18 protein-coding genes are annotated in these 17778 nt (G+C 72.9%); 10 read left to right on the top strand and 8 right to left on the bottom strand.

Going from position 1 to position 17778, the window contains the following annotated elements; genetic code table 11:
- Positions 1 to 102: 102 nt before the first annotated feature.
- Both FQY79_RS07295 and FQY79_RS15590 read left to right on the top strand, forming a co-directional pair.
- Positions 103 to 1017 carry a LysR family transcriptional regulator gene (locus FQY79_RS07295; RefSeq protein ID WP_146312227.1) on the top strand — a complete coding sequence of 305 codons (915 nt, stop codon included), beginning with the start codon at positions 103 to 105 and terminating at the stop codon, positions 1015 to 1017.
- Positions 1018 to 1169: 152 nt separating this feature from the next.
- On the top strand, positions 1170 to 1628 hold the full coding sequence (locus tag FQY79_RS15590; protein ID WP_246123036.1) for a BON domain-containing protein: 459 nt from the start codon (positions 1170 to 1172) through the stop codon (positions 1626 to 1628).
- Positions 1629 to 1702: 74 nt separating this feature from the next.
- Here FQY79_RS15590 and egtD read toward each other — a convergent pair whose 3' ends face one another.
- From egtD to FQY79_RS07255, 7 genes are all read right to left on the bottom strand, one after another.
- The gene (gene egtD, locus FQY79_RS07285) at positions 1703 to 2668 is read right to left on the bottom strand and encodes an L-histidine N(alpha)-methyltransferase (protein ID WP_246123035.1); all 966 of its coding nucleotides are present in this window, start codon (positions 2666 to 2668) and stop codon (positions 1703 to 1705) included.
- Positions 2665 to 3960, bottom strand: a complete 1296-nt coding sequence (gene egtB, locus FQY79_RS07280) for an ergothioneine biosynthesis protein EgtB (RefSeq protein ID WP_146312225.1) — start codon at positions 3958 to 3960, stop codon at positions 2665 to 2667. Before egtB ends, egtD begins: the two co-directional genes overlap by 4 nt.
- 74 nt (positions 3961 to 4034) lie before the next feature.
- Positions 4035 to 4490: a hypothetical protein gene (locus FQY79_RS07275; RefSeq protein ID WP_146312223.1), complete on the bottom strand. Its 456-nt coding sequence runs from the start codon at positions 4488 to 4490 to the stop codon at positions 4035 to 4037.
- A gap of 148 nt (positions 4491 to 4638) precedes the next feature.
- Entirely contained in the window at positions 4639 to 5247 is a 609-nt protein-coding gene (locus FQY79_RS07270) for a transposase (RefSeq protein ID WP_146312221.1), read from the bottom strand.
- Positions 5248 to 5360: 113 nt separating this feature from the next.
- A complete protein-coding gene (locus tag FQY79_RS07265; protein ID WP_146312219.1) occupies positions 5361 to 6284 on the bottom strand; it encodes a hypothetical protein in 924 nt (307 codons plus the stop codon).
- Between the two features lie 13 nt (positions 6285 to 6297).
- On the bottom strand, positions 6298 to 7353 hold the full coding sequence (locus FQY79_RS07260; RefSeq protein ID WP_146312218.1) for a glycoside hydrolase family 11 protein: 1056 nt from the start codon (positions 7351 to 7353) through the stop codon (positions 6298 to 6300).
- A 144-nt stretch (positions 7354 to 7497) separates the two neighbouring features.
- Positions 7498 to 7818, bottom strand: a complete 321-nt coding sequence (locus FQY79_RS07255; RefSeq protein ID WP_146312216.1) for a hypothetical protein — start codon at positions 7816 to 7818, stop codon at positions 7498 to 7500.
- A 398-nt stretch (positions 7819 to 8216) separates the two neighbouring features.
- Between FQY79_RS07255 and FQY79_RS07250 the strand changes: the two genes are divergently transcribed.
- The 6 genes from FQY79_RS07250 (at position 8217) to FQY79_RS07225 (ending at position 15571) form a co-directional block, all read left to right on the top strand.
- A complete protein-coding gene (locus FQY79_RS07250; protein WP_146312521.1) occupies positions 8217 to 9023 on the top strand; it encodes an EcsC family protein in 807 nt (268 codons plus the stop codon).
- Positions 9024 to 9089: 66 nt separating this feature from the next.
- On the top strand, positions 9090 to 9671 hold the full coding sequence (locus FQY79_RS07245) for an ECF-type sigma factor (protein WP_146312214.1): 582 nt from the start codon (positions 9090 to 9092) through the stop codon (positions 9669 to 9671).
- The gene (locus FQY79_RS07240) at positions 9661 to 12420 is read left to right on the top strand and encodes a serine/threonine-protein kinase (protein ID WP_186759842.1); all 2760 of its coding nucleotides are present in this window, start codon (positions 9661 to 9663) and stop codon (positions 12418 to 12420) included. The genes FQY79_RS07245 and FQY79_RS07240 overlap by 11 nt, the downstream gene beginning before the upstream one ends.
- A 127-nt stretch (positions 12421 to 12547) precedes the next feature.
- Entirely contained in the window at positions 12548 to 14485 is a 1938-nt protein-coding gene (locus FQY79_RS07235) for a hypothetical protein (protein WP_146312210.1), read from the top strand.
- 149 nt (positions 14486 to 14634) lie between these two features.
- Entirely contained in the window at positions 14635 to 14883 is a 249-nt protein-coding gene (locus tag FQY79_RS07230; RefSeq protein ID WP_425463189.1) for a hypothetical protein, read from the top strand.
- Positions 14884 to 15127: 244 nt separating this feature from the next.
- On the top strand, positions 15128 to 15571 hold the full coding sequence (locus FQY79_RS07225; RefSeq protein ID WP_146312208.1) for an HIT family protein: 444 nt from the start codon (positions 15128 to 15130) through the stop codon (positions 15569 to 15571).
- Between the two features lie 136 nt (positions 15572 to 15707).
- On the opposite strand, the gene FQY79_RS07220 is transcribed toward FQY79_RS07225, so the two are convergent.
- Entirely contained in the window at positions 15708 to 15917 is a 210-nt protein-coding gene (locus tag FQY79_RS07220) for a cold-shock protein (protein WP_027071091.1), read from the bottom strand.
- Positions 15918 to 16401: 484 nt separating this feature from the next.
- Between FQY79_RS07220 and aat the strand changes: the two genes are divergently transcribed.
- Positions 16402 to 17085 carry a leucyl/phenylalanyl-tRNA--protein transferase gene (aat, locus tag FQY79_RS07215; protein WP_222434257.1) on the top strand — a complete coding sequence of 228 codons (684 nt, stop codon included), beginning with the start codon at positions 16402 to 16404 and terminating at the stop codon, positions 17083 to 17085.
- Positions 17086 to 17191: 106 nt separating this feature from the next.
- Positions 17192 to 17764, top strand: coding sequence for a hypothetical protein (locus FQY79_RS07210; protein ID WP_146312206.1), 573 nt, complete (start codon positions 17192 to 17194; stop codon positions 17762 to 17764).
- Positions 17765 to 17778 lie beyond the last annotated feature (14 nt).

Below are 17778 nucleotides of genomic sequence, written 5' to 3'. Positions count from 1 at the left end.
ATGGCGGTGTCTCGACAGCGGGGTACGGCGACCACGGTAGGCGCCGCAATCTGTCGAGAGAACCCGCCCACTGCTGGATTCCGCGGTTAGACTGGCTAACCAATGCCGCCCAACCTCAACCTCCTGCGCATGTTCCTGGCCGTGGCGGACGCGGCCAGCTTCCGCGCCGCGGCCGACGCGCTGGGCGTGACCCGGTCGGCGGTCAGCCAGGGCATCCGCCGGCTGGAGGATGCGCTGGGCGTGGCCCTGGTCCAGCGCACCACGCGCAGCGTGCGACTGACCGAGGCGGGCCAGCGCCTGCGCGACCAGGTGGCCGAACCTCTGCGCACCGTGGATGCGGCGCTGGAGGAAGCACTGGACGACGGCCCGCCGCGCGGCCTGCTGCGGGTCAACGTGTCGTCGATCGCCGAGCGTTTCCTCGCCGGCCCGCTGGTGGCGGAATTCGCCGAGGCCTACCCCGGCATCACCCTGGATGTCACCGTGAGCGACGACCCGATCGACCTGGTCGCCGGCGGTTTCGACGCGGGCGTGCGCCTGGGCGAGGTGATCGAACAGGACATGGTGGCGGTCCCGCTCACCGGCCCGCAGCGGCAGGTGGCGGTGGCCGCACCCGCCTACCTCGACCGGCACGGCGTGCCGCGGCATCCGCGCGACCTCGTCCACCACCGCTGCATCGGCTGGCGACCCGCCCCCGCGACCGCGCCCTACCGCTGGGAATTCAGCGAGGACGGCCGCGACTTCGAAGTGGACGTCGACCCGCAGGTCACCACCAACGACCTGCGCCTGATGCTGCGCACCGCGCTGGCCGGCGGCGGCATCACCTTCGGGATGGAGGAGAACTACCGGCCGTGGCTGCGCAGCGGCGAGCTGGTCGCCGTGCTCCAGGAGTACCTGCCGCCGTTCCCCGGCTTCTTCCTGTACTTCCCCGGCCGCCACAACCAGCCTGCGAAGCTGCGCGCGCTGGTGCAACACGTGCGCAGCTTCCGCGAGGCGGACGACGCCGGACAGGCCCGTTAGGCGCGCGGTCGCCAGCTCCGCGCCGCGCCCGACGGGGCGTGAACGCAGGATTCAGCCCGCGGGCCGCTTCACGCCACCGGAACGCCCCGGTCACGCCTCTTGGACGGCGCCACGCCCACACTTGGCCGGCCGATCCCCACAGGAGCCAACACATGAAGCAGTCCCGCATTCCCCTTGCCGTTGCCATGACCGCCGCCCTCGCCTTCGCCGCGGGCTGTGCCGACCGCGCCGATCCGGCGGTGGACGACCGCGCCGATGCCGCGATGACCGAGCCGGCCGACCAGGCCGCGACTCCGCCGGTGGGCCCCACCGACGCGCAGGCCGACCCGACCTATGCCGACGCCAATCCGGACATGGGCGCCCCCGACCGGCTCGGCGATTCCGACCAGCCGGTCGACGACACCTGGATCACCACCAAGGTGAAGTCCTCGCTGCTGGCCGACAGCGACGTCTCGGGCCTGTCGATCGACGTGGAAACGGTCAACGGCACCGTGACCCTGTCGGGTGAAGTCGACAGCCAGGCGCAGATCGACGAGGCCACCCGCATCGCGCGCGAGATCGAGGGCGTGGTCAACGTCGACAGCAGCCGCCTGACCGTCAAGGCGGACTGATCGCGACGAGCCCGCGGCACTGCTCCCGCGGCGCCACGCACGCACCGCCCGGCCACCAGGCCGGGCGGTGTTTTCTATGCGGCGGGCCGCAGCAGCCGGAGCCCGAACCAGTCGCGGGCATCGTTCCAGCCCGCGACCACCTCCAGGCCCGCATCGGCGGCGATGCCGGCGATGCGGGCATCGGTGTACTTCTGGCTCTGCTCGACGTGCAGGTGCTCGCCCGCGGCGAAGGCGAAGCGCCGGCCGGCCACCGTCACCACCTGGTCGCGCAGGCTCTCGAGCGTGGTCACGATGCGGCCCTCGTCCACGATGTAGCGCGCGCGGTGCGCGAACGCGTCCAGGTCGAAGTCGCTGCCCAGGTCGCGGTTCAGGCGACGCAGCAGGTTGAGGGTGAACTCGGCGGTGACGCCGGCGGCGTCGTTGTACGCGGCCTCGACCAGGGCCGGATCCTTCTCCAGGTCCAGCCCCAGCAGCGCGGCGCCGCCCTCGCCCATGGTGGCGCGCATGGCGCGCAGCAGGGCCACCGACTCGTGGCGGGTGAAGTTGCCCAGGGTCGAGCCCGGGAAGAACACCAGCACCGACGCGGCCGCGCGCGCAGGCCGGGGCAAGGGTACGGGGCGGGTGAAGTCGGCCAGCACGGGCAGCACCTCGATCGCGCCGAACTCGCTGTCCAGGCGCCGTGCGCTCGCGACAAGGGCATCGCGCGAGATGTCGATCGGGGTGTAGGCGACCGGATCCTCCAGCGCCTCGAGCAGCAGCCGGGTCTTGCGTCCGCTGCCGCTACCCGGTTCCACCACGTGCGCGCGCGGCCCCACGGCCGCGGCGATCTGCGCGCCACGCCCGGCGAGCAGTTCCAGTTCCACCCGGGTGAGGTAGTACTCCGGCTGGCGGGTGATGGCCTCGAACAGCTCCGAGCCGCGACGGTCGTAGAAGTACTTCGACGGCAGACGCCTGGGCGTGGCCGACAGGCCGCGCAGCACGTCGCCGGCGATGTCGTCGGGGCTGGGGTGGCGGTCGGTGAGTCGCGGCCCGCCGCTCAATCGGGATCCCTCGCCAGGCGCAGGCCGGAGAACTGCCAGCGCGCGTGCGGCGGGAAGAAGTTGCGGTAGCTCGCGCGCACGTGGTCGCGCGGCGTCGCGCAGCTGCCGCCGCGCAGCACCAGCTGGCCGCTCATGAACTTGCCGTTGTACTCGCCCAGCACCCCAGGCAGCGGGCGGAAGCCGGGATAGGGGGCGTAGGCGCTGCCGGTCCACTCCCAGGCGTTGCCGAACAGGTCCGCCGGCATGTCGGCCGCGGGCGCGTCGCGCGGTGCGACCGGGTGCAGCGACGCGTCGTCATCGGCGAAGTTGCCTTCGACGTCGACGCCGGCGGCCCAGGCTTCCCATTCGGCCTCGGTGGGCAGGCGCGCCCCGGCCCAACGCGCGAACGCGTCGGCCTCGTAGTGGCTGAGGTGGCAGACCGGCGCGTGCGGATCGCGCTCGCGCCAGCCGCCCAGGGTGAACTCGCGCGCGCCGTCCTCGTGCCAGTACAGCGGACGACGCCAGCCTTCGCGCTGGACGTGGTCCCAGCCGTCGCTCAGCCAGAGCGTGGGAGTGGCGTAGCCGCCTTCGGCGACGAACGTGGCGAACTCGGCGTTGGTCACCGGCCGGTGCGCGATCGCGTGCGCCGGCACCAGCACCCGGTGGCGCGGGGTTTCGTTGTCGTAGGCGAAGCCGGCACCGGCATCGGGCCAGCGGGCGGCGCCGATCTCCACGACCGCCTCGTCGCGGGACAGCCAGCGCAGGGCCTGCGCGGCCGCGCCTGGCGCGTGGGCCACCGCCGCCAGGTCCGGGCGGTAGGACGGCGCCAGCGGGTTGCACCACAGCGCGTGCTTGATGTCGGTGAGCAGCAGTTCCTGGTGCTGCTGCTCGTGGTGGGTGCCCAGCAGCAGCACCTGCCGCCGCGCCGGATCGAACGCGCCTGTCTCCAGGCCCCGCACCACCCGTGCATCGACCGCCTCGCGCCAGCCCAGGACCTCCTCCAGCGATGGACGCGTCAGCAGCCCCCGCCGCGGGCGCGGATGGCGCTCGCCGGCGCCGACGTAGTAGCTGTTGAACAGCACGTCCCAGCAGTCGGGCACGGCCGCCGGATCCTCCAGCACGAAGCGGGCGAAGAACCAGGTGGTGTGGGCCAGGTGCCATTTGGCCGGACTGGCCTCGGGCATCGACTGGACCTGCGCATCCTCCGCGCTGAGCGGCGCGGCGAGCCGCGTCGTGCGGGCGCGGACCTGGCGGTAGCGTGCGACCAGGCTGGCGCCGTCCACCATGGACGGGGAAGCCGGAAGGCTGGACATGGGCCGAGGCTAGCACCCGCACGCGTCGGGGCGGCGTCGACGGCCAGGCCGGGACCGGCCGGGCCATCGCCGGTTCAGCCGGCGGCGGCGGCTGCCACCGCGTCGCACAGGTACTGCATCACCGTCTTCTTCCGGGCCGACTGCCCGCCGTGGATGGTGAGCTGCAGCGAGACGTTGACGCTGTTGCCGTCCACCGGGGTGACGTAGCCGCGCAGCGGCGCGTTGGCGCTGCCGCCCTCGGCGCCACGCACGGCGTTGTTGGCGCGGATGTAGCCGTTCTTCTCCTGCGCCGCGATCACGTCCAGCCCCTGTTCGACCAGCTTGTCGCGCACGCGGTGGAGGGCGTCGGGATAGGTGGCGCCCTGTACCAGCGCTTCGGTGGCATAGGTGCGCCCCGACAGGAACGAGCCTTCGACGGTGAAGTTGCGCTCGCATTCGCTGGCGCCGGCACCCTCCCGCGCCTGCGCGGCGGGCGCGGCGATGGCGACGGCGACAGCGAGGAGCACGGCGGACGGGCGTGGGACGTTCATGGACACTCCTTGTTCATGGCCGGGAATCCGTTCCGGACGGGCGCACGCGGCGCGGCGGCGCGGGATCCCCGGTCGCCCGCGCCGGCGACAGTAGGCCACCGTCGCTGGCGGCAGGCAAGCCGGCCGGGCCGAACCAGGGCCACGATGCTCAACGCCGCACATGCCGCTGTCCGGGGCGCCAGGGCCCGGCGAAGCTGACGCCGCCGGCCTGCCGGCACCAGGGCCCGGATGCATTGCGGCCGTCGCCGCGGCCGCGCACGCGCGGTACCCCGGTCGCCACCAGTCCCGCCCAGGCGCGCTGGCGCGCGGCCAGGTCCGGGCCCAGCGCCAGCCAGGCGCGATGCGGCTGCAGCGGGCAGTCGCGCACTGGCACGGCATGGGCGCCATGACTGGACCAGCGATAGCGCGCCGGGTGCGCCACCAGGCCGGCGCGCACGGGCGACAGCTCGATCCAGCGCTGCCGGCGCAGGACCGCCTCGCCGTCGGGCAGCAGCAGGCTGTGCCAGCCACCGCCGCCCGCACGGTGCCGGCGGCGCAGCGCCTGCATCATCCGCGCGGCCTGGCCGGAGGCCATCGGCGTGAGCAGCAGGTGCACGCGACGCTCGAGCAGGACGTAGGCATGCAGGCTGCAGAACTCGCGCTCGGCGGCCAGGAAGAGTTCGCGCAGGTAGTGGTGGCGGTCGCCATCGCCGGTGAACCCCGTGCGCACCTGCTGCACGACGTGGCGGGTGATGCCCGGGAGTTCGAGCCAGTCCATGGTCGCCGCGTCCCTGCGATCGCCTGTCACGAGCGTGGCGCAGGCGCGGGGGGCGCGGTGTCGGGGGACGCCGCGTCGCCGCGTCGGAAAACGCCGCGGCGGCCGGGCGCGCCTCAGCCGTGGCCGGCCCGGCCGCAGGCGATCGCCGGGGCCGGCAGCGCCGGCAGTTCGGCCATCAGGTCCCCGCCCGCCACCCGGGTGCGGGCCTGGCCGCTGAGCATGCGCAGTTCCGCGGCCACGTCGCGCGCCAGCCAGCGCACGGCTTCGTCGGGATGCCCGCGCAGGTGGGACACGGCCTGCGCGTGGCGCTGGTTGCCGGTGACGCGCAGCGCCAGCAGCGCATCGAGCACCACCCCGGTGTCGTGGTCGGCCAGCATCGGCAGCGCCAGATCGGCCGCGGCCGCGTGCCGGGTCCGCGCCAGTTCCACCAGCGCCTGCTGCCGCTGCGCGGCCTCGCTGGCGTGCAGGCCGAGCGCGGTCTCGGCGACGTGCAGTTCGATCCAGCGGTTGTCGCCGCGCATCGACGCGACCTGGGCCAACACCCGCCGGATGTCCGGTTCTTCGCGTTCCAGGTACAGCGCGGCGATGGCGGTATCCGGGAGCAGCACCGGGTTGTCGGCCAGTTCAAACACGCCACGGCTGGCGACGGCGACGCCGTCGCGATCGCGATGGCGGTCGAGGAAAGCGGCAAGCTTGCCGCGGATGTCGGCCGCGCCGGCGGGCGGCGCCAGCAGCGACTTGAGCGCCCGTTCGGCATCGCGTCCAGGATCGGCAGGCCCCGGGGGCGGCACGTCGGCACGGGCGCCGGTCCGCGTGGCGACGGCGGCCGCGCCGGCGGGCACGAACACTGCCCCGGTCGGCGCCGGGGCCGTCCGGGGCATGCCCGCCGCGTCGGCGGCGGCCGGCGTGGCCCGGGGGCATCGGGCGGCGTCGTCGCGACCCGGGCCCATCGCCAGGCCCATCGCCAGGCCCATGCCGCCGGCGCCCAGCGCGGCGGCCAGGGCCAGCGACCGAAGCGATGCACGCGGCCCCGCCATGGCGCGCCTGCGCTCAGATGTTGTCGAAGCCGATCGCGCCGTTGCAGTGCAGCCATTCACTGCGGCCGTTGCCGCCGCCGCACTGGCCGTTCTGGTAGACGCCGGTGTTGTAGGTCTGGTCCTCGGCCTGGCGCACCTGGCCGTTGACGCTGATGTAGTCCACCTGCACGTCGCGGTTGGCGCCGTCGTTGGTGAACTCGACCAGGGTGCCGCCCGAGGCCGATGTGGTCACGGTGTAGTTGTTCATGGTGGTGCCGAGCGTCCAGGTGGCGATGGTCTGGTTGTTGACCTTGAAGTTGATCACCTCGCCGCCGCTGGTGCCGCGCGCGCGCACCACGATGGTCTTGCTGCCGCCGTTACCCGGAGGCGGGCTGCTGCCGCCGGAACTGACGGTGATGTCGCTGCTGCCCGAGCTCTGGTAGCCCTCGGTGGCCAGCACCATGTAGTCGTGGCTGCCCAGGTTCAGGCCGCGGCTGGCCCAGTAGTTGAAGTGGTTGGCCACGGTGATGGTGCCGGAGATGTTGCCGAAGCCCTTCTTCGGGTTGCGCACGCTGAAGTACTGGTAGAACGTGCTGTTGTTGCCTTCGATCGAGGGCGCGTTCTGGCGCAGGCAGCGACGCACGTTGTAGGTGGCGCCGTCGCTCTGGAAGCTGCCGAAGTCCTGTCCGCCCGCGCAGTTGGCAGGGTTGTAGGAGCCGTAGCTCTCGATCACGTAGTACTCGATGAGCGGGTTGCGGGTCCAGCCGTACAGGGCCAGGTACGAGTTCTGGCTGTTGTTGACGCCGTAGTAGCCGGAGTAGTTCACCACCCGCGGGCCGCCCGGGTTCCAGCCCTTGCCGCCAACCCAGTTGTTGGTGCTGTTGTTCCACTGCGAGCTGTAGCGCCCGCCCGGATGCAGCGTCATCGACGCACTGCCCGAGTCCTTCCAGAACGTGTAGTAGTAGCCGTCGTGGGTGCCGGTGGCGTTGTTGTTGAGCGTCTGCGCCTGGGCGGCGCCCGGGGCCATGCCGGCTCCGCACAGCAGCGCGGCCGCGAGGGACAGGGCGTGGTGGCGGTGGGTCCTTTGCATTGTCGACTCTCCTTGGCTTCCGCCCGGGCCGCGAGGTAGCGCTACCATCCGGCGTCGACGGGCGAGGGATGCCCCCGGGGAGCGGGGGCGGGCTGGTGTCGTCCCGGATAGCGCGCCGCTGCCGGGCTCTCGGTTGCAGCGGGTCTAGGTCCCGCGCAGGGACTGCTGCGCCCGCGCCGGAACCTGGCGCGGACGCCGCCACCGCCGGTCGGACGCCGGGGCGGGCGGGCGGCGGTGCTCCACGTCGAAAATGCGAAGCGCCACCTCGGCCCGCACCGGGGCGTAGAGCCGCCGGTCGATCACCCGGGACACCTCGTCCCAGACCGGCGAGTCGAACACGCCACGGCAGTCGTCGCTGACGTGGCGGCAGTCGCCGTGGCGCTTGTAGACCTCGATCGGCGGTGTGAAGCCCTTGGGGACGACTACGAACGTGCCGTCGCGGCATTCATACAGGGAATACAGCATGGCGCCTCCTTGCTGCGGTGCTGCGCGGAGCCGCGGAACGGGGCGGCCTCGCGCCGTCGGATCCTGGTCTCGATGGACCCATGATCAACATACGCCCCGGATCGTTCAGCGGGCGTCAAGGTTCGGGTCACGGGCGCCCAGGCGGGCGTCCAGCGGCCGTCGCGGGATGCGGGAGCCTCCGTGGCCCTTGCTCCGCCCGTCCTCAGTTCCGGCCATGGCGAGCTGGCGGTGGACCTCGACGGACCCGGATCCGCACGTCCTGGCCGCGACACGGGCGCCGCGCAGCGCCTCCGTGACCGGCCGCGGCCATGCCGGAGAGGCAGCGACTGCGCTACCGTGCGCCGATGAACACCGCACTGCCGATTCCCCTGCCCGGCGCCCGCGCCGGCGGCGACGGACTGGACCCTGCCGCGCTGGAGGAACTGCGCCAGGCGCACACCCTGCTCGAGACCCCCGGCCTGGCCGCGCAGCTGGCCAACGCGGTGGGCGCGCCGCTGGAGTACGTGATGACCCGGCGCCTGCCCGTGCCGGCCACCCGCCTGGTGAACGCGCTGGTGCGCTCGGCGCTGCAGCAGTCGCTGCGCGCGGCGGTGGCCACGCTCGATCCGGACCAGCGGCGTCCGCCGCGCACGCGGACCCATACCCTGGTCGCCGCCGCCAGCGGCGCGGCCGGCGGCGCGTTCGGCCTTGCCGGGCTGGCGGTGGAGCTGCCGGTGACCACCACGGTGATCCTGCGTTCGATCGCCGAGATCGCGCGCGCCCAGGGCGAATCGCTGGACGATCCCGCCACGACCCTCGCCTGCTTCGAGGTGCTGACCATGGGCGGGCGCAGCAGCAGCGACGACGGCGCCGAGTCGGGCTACTTCGCCGCGCGCGCGGTGCTCGCGCAGCAAGTCGCGGCGGCGGCCGAGTACGTGGCCGTGCACGGCCTGGTCGGCAAGGGCGGGCCGTTGATCGTGCAACTGCTGTCGGCGATCGCCTCGCGGTTCTCGGTCAACGTGAGCCAGAAGCTGGCGCTGCAGGCGGTGCCGCTGGTGGGCGCGGTCACCGGCGCCACGCTCAACACGCTGTTCATGCGCCATTTCCAGGCCATGGCCCAGGGGCACTTCACGGTGCGCCGGCTGGAGCGCCGTTACGGCGCCGACGTCGTGCGCCGCGCCTACCAGGCGCTGGGGGACGAGGCCGGGGATCGTCCCGCGGCCTGAGCGCGGCGGTTTGCGCCCCATCCGGGCGGATGCTAGCGTCGGCCGCGAGCCACCAGGTCGCAAGGCGTGCCAGGCGAAGACATCACCCAGCTGCTCGCGCAGGCGCGCGATGGCGGAACAGCGCGCATGGATGCGGTGTTCGAAGCCCTGTACCCGGAGCTGCGGCGACTGGCCGGTTCGCGCATGGCCGGGCGCGACTCCACCCTCACCCCGACGGTGCTGGTGCACGAGCTGTTCCTGCGCATCAGCCAGGGCGCGCCGCTGTCGGTGGTCGATCGCCAGCACTTCTTCGCCGCCTCGGCGCGGGCGATGCGCTGGATCCTGGTCGAGCACGCGCGCCAGCGCGCCACCGGCAAGCGCGGCGGCGACCAGGTCATGGTCAGCCTCGACGACCGGATCCCCGACGCACCGCAGGCGCGCACCAGCATGCTCGCGCTGGAGCAGGGCCTGCAGGCGCTGGACGCCATCAGCCCGCGGCGGCGCCAGATCGTGGAGCTGCGCTGGCTGGCGGGCATGGAGTTCGCCGAGATCGCCTCGATGCTCGACATCTCCGAGCGCACCGTCTACCGGGAATGGGACCGCGCGCGCGCATTCCTGCAGGCGATGCTCGATGACGAAGCGGGCGGCGGGGCGTGCGATGGAGCCTGACAAGCTGGCGCAGTGGCGGCAGGCCGATGCGCTCTTCGACCAGTGGCTGGACCTGCCCGGAACCGGTCGCGAGGCCTGGCTGGCGGCCCTGGACGCACCGGAGCCGGTACGCCGCCGGCTCGAGCAACTGATCGCCGCGCACCTGCGGCCCAGCGCCGCGCTCGATCCGGCCAGCGGCGGCCTGGCCGGCCGGCGCCTGGGCGGATGGACGCTGGAGGAGGAGCTGGGCCGCGGCGGCATGGCCGTGGTCCACCGCGCCTGGCGCGAACGCGGCGTGGCGCGCCAGCAGGCGGCGCTGAAGGTGCTGACACTCGGCGCGCTAGGCGCCGCGGGGCGCGAGCGCTTCCAGCGCGAGACCGAGATCCTGGCCCGCCTCAACCATCCCAACGCCGCCGCGCTGGTCGACTCGGGCGTGGCCGACGACGGCACCTGCTGGCTGGCGATGCCGCTGGTGGAGGGCGAACGCATCGATCGCTGGTGCGATGCGCACGCGCCGGACGCACGGGCAATCGTGCGCCTGTTCCTGCAGGTCTGCAGCGCGGTCGCGTACGCGCACCGCAACCTCGTCATCCACCGCGACATCAAGCCATCCAACGTGCTGGTGGACGATGCCGGGCACGCGCGCCTGCTCGATTTCGGCATCGGCCAGTTCGCCGACGCCACCGGCGAGCGCACGCACACGCTGTGGCGCGCGCTCACGCCCGGCTACGCCGCGCCCGAACAGCTGCGCGGCGCCCCGCCCGGCACGCCGATGGACGTCTACGGCCTCGGCGCGCTGCTGCACCGCCTGCTCACCGGCCGCACCCCGCAGTCCGGCGCCGCCGACGGCCAGGCCACCGCCCGGCCGTCGCTGCTGGTGCGCGAGGCCTCCGACGCCTACCACCGCCACTACGTGCCGCTCAAGAGCGACCTCGATCGCGTGCTGCTCAAGGCCCTGGCCGAGGAACCCGAGCAGCGCTACGCCACCGCCGACGCGCTGGCCGACGACCTGCGCCGCTGGCTCGACGGCCTGCCGGTGCTGGCGCAGACGCCCGGCGCCGGCTACCGCCTGCGCAAGTTCCTGCGTCGCAACAGGCTGGGCGTGGCGGCTTCCGTGCTGCTGGTGGCGAGCGTCGCCGGTGGCGTCGGCGCGACCCTGTGGCAGGCAGGCCAGGCGCGCCGCGAAGCCGAAATCGCCCGCATCCAGGAACGGCGCGCGACCGCCGCGCGCGATTTCATGGTGCAGCTGTTCGAGGCCAACGACCCCAATGCCTCCATCGACGGCCCGCTCACCGCGCGCGACCTGCTCGACCAGGGCGCGCACCGGATGAGCGGCGCCTTCGGCGACACGCCGGCGCTGCGCGCGGAGATGCTGGTCCTGCTCGGCGACCTGTACCGGAGGATCCAGGAACTGGACGCCGCCGAACCGCTGCTGGCCGAGGGCATCGCCCTGGCCGGGGAAACCGGGGATCCGGTGCTGGTCATCCACGCCAGGTTGGGCAAGGGCCTGCTGGACGCGGCGGCCGACCGCCATCTGGAGGCATTGGCCGAATTCGATGCCGTCGAGCGCGCGCTCGAGGGACTCGGCCAGGTCCCCGGGGACCGGCACGGCCAGCTGGTGATGCACCGCAGCCGCGCGCTGACCGACGTGGGCAAGGTCCCCGAAGCGGCCGCCTATGCCGAGGCTGCGCTGGCGCGCGCGCGCAACGAGCCGGCGCTGCCGCCGGAGGCGATGTTCTTCTACCTGCGCGCGCTGGCTGCGGCCCTCTCCGTGCAGGGACACGAGCAACGCGAGGAGGCTCTGCTCGAAGAAGCGCTTGCCTTGCAAAGCCTGGACAAGCTCACGCCAACCGAGCGGCTCCCGGTGCACGCCAGCCTGGCGGGCGCGGCCCTCGGGCGGGGGGACCTGGAAGCGGCGCTGGAGCGGTCGTCGGAAGCACTGGCGCTGGCTCGCAGGGTGTACCTTCCGGACCATCCCGCGCGCGCCTCGCTGCTGGACCTGCACGGCGTCATCCTGACCCACCTGGCGCGGTTCGACGAAGCCGTCGAGGCGATCACCGAGTCGATCGCGATCCGGGAAGCCTCGCGTTCCCAGGGCTCCTCCCTCGCCGCCGCCTACAACAACCTGGCACTGGCGCTCGACAATGCCGAACGCGATGCCGAGGCCGAACCGCACATGATCCGCGCCATGGAGCTGGCCGGCGAGGTCTTCGGGAGGGACGATCCGCGCTACGCGATCGCCGTCGCCAACCTCGGCAACCTGTACCGCCAGTCCGGGCGCCACGACGAGGCCGAGACGCTGCTGGACCAGGGCCTGCGCATGCGCCGCGAAATGCTGGGCCCGGACCACCCCTACGTCGCCATCGGCCTGGTGCAGATGGCGCGCCTGCGGCTGCGCCAGGGCCGCGCCGCCGAGGCGCTCGTGCTCGCCGGGCAGGCCAGCGCGATCTACCGCAACGCGGAGCACAAGGATCCCCGCCGACTGGCGTCGACCGACGAGGTGCGCGCCGTGGCGCTGGCGGCGCTCGGCCGGGTGGACGAGGCCGAAACCCTGTTCGAGCAGGCCATCGCCGATGCGCGTGCCGCCGGCGTCGACAACGGCGTCGAGTGGCCGCGGGTGATGGCCGCGCGCGCCGAACTGTACGCCAGGCACCGTCCGGCGCACGCGAAGGCCGCGGTCGAAGACGCGCTCCGGGCGCACCTGGAGATCTATGGCGAGTCGCATCCGGGCACCCTGCGGATGCACGAACTGGCCGCCACGCTGCGCTGAGTGCCGGTACCGGACATTCCGCCGGCACCCCCTGTCAGTTCCCGACCGCGGATCTCGTGGATGGACGTCCGCGCCTCGAGCAGGCATGCGGCACGCATCCAGCCAATCGAACCAGGAGATCCACGGCATGACCCCGAATTCCCGTACCCTGCTGCCGCTCGCGCCGCTGGCGCTGGCTATCGGCCTGACCGTCGCGGTGCCCGCGGCCAGGGCCGATCCCGCCGGCCCCGGCTGCTGGACGTTCAACGACGCCACCGGCGCGTGGGAGCAGAGCGGCGACACCCTGATCCGCACCCAGGGCAACGAGCACGGCGATCGCAACAGTACCTGCAGCCCCGCCGCCAATGCCTATGGCCGCGGCAACAACGCCAGCGCCGTCGAGAGCAACGCCTTCGGCTACGGCAACATCGCCCGCGCCACCCGGGCCAGCGCGTTCGGCTGGGGCAATACGGTCAGCGGCGCCGGCGACTCCAGCGCGTTCGGCGCGCGCAATACCGTCGACGGCAATTCCAGCAACGCCTTCGGCCGCAGCAATACGGTGACCGGGAGCAACAGCGGCGCCTTCGGCGCGGCCAACGAGGTCGCCGGCGACAATGCCGCCGGCTTCGGCCGCGACAACACCGCCAGCGGCTTCACCGCGATGGCGTTCGGCATCGGCAACACCGCCAGCGGCACCGGCGACAGCGCGTTCGGCTCCAACAACACCGCCAGCGGCGGCAACAGTTCCGCGTTCGGCCGCAACAACGACGCGGGCGGGCAGCTGAGCGTCGCGTTCGGCTTCCAGAACACGGCATCGGCCATGGGCAGCGTGGCCGTCGGCAGCAACAACAGCGCCACCGCCGTTGTGTCCATCGCGATGGGATCAAGCAGCAGCGCCAGCGGCGCGGGGGCCGTGGCGGTCGGATCGGGCGCCGAGGCGAGCGGCATCAGTTCGAGCGCCTTCGGCGACGCGGCCACCGCGGAAGGGCGCTACAGCGTCGCGATCGGCTACGAGAACCGGGCCGCGGCGGACGACACCGTCGCCGTCGGCCGCAATGCCCGGGCGCTCGCCGCGGACGGCATCGCGATCGGCCGCAACACCGAGGTCGGCTCCGCGGCCGCCAATGCCGTCGCGATCGGCAACGGCGCGGTAGCCACCGAGGCCGATACCGTGTCCTTCGGCGACGCGGGCAGCGAGCGGCGGCTGGTCCGCGTCGCCGCCGGCACGGCAGCCACCGATGCGGTGAACGTGGCCCAGCTGCACGCGATGGGCAGCACCGTCGCGTCCTACCTCGGCGGCGGCGCGGCGTTCGCGGGCGGTGCCTGGACGGCGCCGGCGTTCGTGGTCCAGGGCAGCAGCCACGGCTCGGTGGGCGATGCGTTCGCGGCCGTCGATGGTGCGCTCGCGGGCCTGGACGAACGCGTCGGCATTCTCGAATCCACGCCGGGCGGCACGCCCGGGCCGCGCGGGCTGAGCGCCTACGAGGTGGCGGTGGGCAACGGCTACACCGGCAGCGAGGACGACTGGCTGGCGTCGCTGGTCGGACCGCCCGGCCCCGCCGGCGGCGGGGACGGCCTGACCGAGGCGCAGGTGCAGGCCATTGCCGGCGAGGTCTCCGAGGCGGGCGACACCGCCACCCTGGCCTCGGCCGGTGCGTATACGGACGAGCGCGAAGCGGCGATCCGGGAGGACATGGACAGCGGCGACGTGACCACGCTGACCTCGGCCAACCGCTACACCGACACCGCGATCCAGCAGCTGATCGGCTTCGACGCGGGCGGGCTCAACGACCGCATGACCGTGCTGGAGGACCGCTTCGACCAGCTCGACCGCCGCCTGCACCGCCAGGACCGCCGCATCGACCGCATGGGCGCGATGGGCACGGCCATGCTCAACATGGCGATCAACGCCGCGGGCGCTGGCAGCGAACGCGGGCGCGTCGCCGTGGGCGTGGGCTTCCAGGGCGGCGAGCGCGGGCTGTCGGTGGGCTACGGCAAGCGCGTGGGTCGCGCGTCGTTCTCGCTCGGCGGTGCGTTCAGCGGCGACGAGCGCTCGGCCGGCCTCGGCTTCGGCATCGACCTTTGAGCACGCCCCGGCAATGCCGGACGCACAGGCCCCCGCCCCGGCGGGGGCCTCCCGGACGCCCGTCACCCGCAACCGATCCGGCAGCATCCATCGGCCGCCGGCCTTTGTGTTCACGCAGCCGTGCGCGCCAGGCTGCCAGCCTCGCCACCATGGGCAGGGCCAGGACCGCGATGCAGCCGTACCGCTCGACCGGGGGCGACTCGGGCATCGTCGCCTACGCTTGCGGGCCGGGCTGGATCGACATCCGCTTCCGGCGCGGCGGCACCTACCGCTACGACGCGCGCCACCCCGGCGCGCTGCACGTGATGCAGATGCAGCGCCTGGCCGAGGCCGGCACCGGACTGAACACCTACCTCAACCGCTACGTCCGCGACGACTACGCCGCACGCCTGGACTGAGCGGCGCGCGATGATCTCCAGGCCCTGCCTGCCGTGCTGGTCGCGCACCCGGTCGCGCGCGCCTGGATGATCGGACCCGGACGCCGGCCGGGGAGTGCAGCGGTGTGCAGGCGCCGAAGGCCTGTGCAGCGATGCGCGGCACGGCTCCCGCCACGAGCGATGGACGATACTGCGCACGCCCCTTGCGCGATGGCCGCAGTGCCGGCGCGGTCGCCGCGCCACCCCGGCGATCGAGGAGCCGCCAATGAGCCTGACCGATGCCTACGACCCGGAGAACATCTTCGCGCGGATCATCCGCGGCGAGGCGCCCTGCTACCGGATCTACGAGGACGACGACGTCCTGGCCTTCCTGGACCTGTATCCGCAGTCCTTCGGCCACACCCTGGTGATCCCCAGGCGCTCGGCCGCCTGCAACCTGCTCGACGTGGACACCGATGCGCTGTGCAAGGTGATGGTGGTGGTGCAACGGCTGGCCCGCGCGATCGTCGACGAGCTGCAGCCCGACGGCGTGCAGGTGGCGCAGTTCAACGGCGCCGCCGCGGGACAGACCGTGTTCCACATCCACGTGCACATCGTCCCGCGCTACGCGGGACAGGACATGCGCGTCCACGCCGCGCAGCAGGGCGACCGCGGCGAGCTCGAACAACTGCAGGCCAGGCTGGTCCGCCGGATCGCCGCCGGCGCGTAGCGCACGCACGCGTGCCGTGACGGGTATCGCCGCGGAGCGCCCGCGCGAAACCGCCCCGCGAAAAAGCACGGACCCCGGGCGTCGCCGCCCGGGGTCCGGTGTCGACCGCGACTGCGGTCCAGGCTTGGCGCCAGGCTTACTGCGCCTGGACTTCCTCGGCCTGCAGGCCCTTCTGGCCCTGCACGACCTTGAACGACACCTGCTGTCCTTCCTGCAGCGACTTGAAGCCACTGCCCTGGATGGAACGGAAGTGCACGAACAGGTCGGCACCGCTCTGCGGGGTGATGAAGCCGAAGCCCTTGGCATCGTTGAACCACTTGACGGTGCCGGTTTGACGCTCAGACATGGTGTTACTCCCTGGATCAGTTGGGGATGCACGGCCGCGCAGGAGGCGTGGCCGGACTGTATCGAGCAAGGGGTAACGCGAAGCGATGGAGCGGATCGTCCGGAGCGGCCGTCTTCGACCTGGCGCCTGTGATCTACCGCATCGGGCCACGATGTACCGTGATCCCGCTTTGAACAGTGGCGCCACCATACAGCACCTGGAGTCGTCGTGGGCGGAGTGGATCGCGCCGTTCATCGCGCAGCCACATGGCCCGGCGGGCGTGGCGGGCACTGGCGGGCGCATGGCGCGATCCGCGTGGCGTGCCGGACGGGGCGGCTCGCAGCGGCGCGGCGGCGCGGCCATGCAGCCGCTGCCGGGCGCCCGTGCGGCCCTTGCGCTGCGTGTTCCGGCGCCTTGTCGTATGGTGGCACGCCATGCCAAGGGGGATTCCACGCGCATGACCGGCTGGATGCGGCGCCGCCTTCGCGGGTCGAGGCATCGCGCCGTGCGGACGCTGCTGGCGCTTGCAAGACGGCTGCAGGGCGGCGACGCGGACGCGCTCGCGCGCATGCTGCACGAGTCCCAGCCGCTGGGCGCGGACACGCTGGTGCGCGCCTATGCCTGCGGCCTGTTCCCGATGGCGCAGGACGACGGGCGCCGGGTGCTCTGGTTCGATCCACCGATGCGCGCGGTGTTGCCGGTCGACGGCGTCCGCATCGGCCGGGAGGCGCGCAGGCTCGCGCGCCAGGGACGCTTCGCGGTCACCATGGACACGGCATTCGATCAGGTGGTGGCCCATTGCGCGCACCATCCCGATCGCCGCCACGACACCTGGATCAGCGACGAGCTGATGCGGGCCTATGCCGAACTGCATCGCATCGGCGCCGCGCACAGCGTCGAGGTCTGGCAGGAAGGTGCGCTGGTCGGCGGGCTGTACGGGGTGGCGATCGGCGGCTACTTCGCCGGCGAAAGCCAGTTCCGCCTGGTGAACAACGCCGGTGCGGTCGGGTTCGCCCACCTGTGCGCGAGCCTGCGCCGGAGCGGCTTCCTGCTGCACGACGTGCAGTACCTCAAGCCGCACCTGCAGCGGATGGGCGCGTTCGAGATCACGCGCGAGGAGTTCAGGCGGCGACTGGCCGAGGCCATCGTGCGGCCGGTCACGCTGCGGCTGGCGGCCGCGGTGGACTGACGCGGTGGACCGGTGGCCGGCCTGTCAGTTCGCACCCGCCGATCGCGTGGATGAAGCGGACACCTTTCCGACCGGCGCCTGCGCCACCTTCCACGAGACCCGATCCATGCCCGACGCCATCCTGCCCCGTCCCGCCGTTCCCGCCGCCGCCCTGGCCCTGCTCCTCCCGCTGCTGCTGGCGGCCTGCGGTGAACAACGCGCGCGCCCCGAGCGGGCCGGGCCGCCCGGGTCGGCCGACCAGGTCCGGCATCCCTCCAATGAAGATCCGCGTCCGACCCTCACGCCCGACCTGCTGGACGCCTACGTGCGCGGCATGGAAGAGGAGATCGCGCTGATGGACGCCAGCGGCAGCCACTTCATCCCGCTGTCCAAATACGACGAACAGGGGCTGCAGGTGGCCGCCACGGCGGACCTGCCGCTGCCGGAGTACCGCGGGCTGCGGCAAAAGGTCAACGACGTGCTCTACGCGCACATGATGCACGAGCGCTACGCCGGCGCCGACGGCCAGGCGCGCCTGGACCGGCTCGAGCCGCACAAGCGCGAGCACGCCCTCGAGGTGCTGGCGAACGAACCCTTCGCCACGCTCTCGGCCGCCGAACGCAGTGCGGTACAGGCGCGCCTGGACACCCTGCGCGACACCTACGACCGCTACATGCGGATTGCCGCGATCGCCGACTGAACGGGCCTGCGGGC

Origin of the sequence: Luteimonas wenzhouensis, assembly GCF_007859305.1 — a bacterium.
Lineage (GTDB): Bacteria > Pseudomonadota > Gammaproteobacteria > Xanthomonadales > Xanthomonadaceae > Luteimonas > Luteimonas wenzhouensis.
The sequence above is the reverse complement of the archived record's forward strand: the minus strand, read 5'-3'. Positions and strand labels throughout refer to the sequence as shown.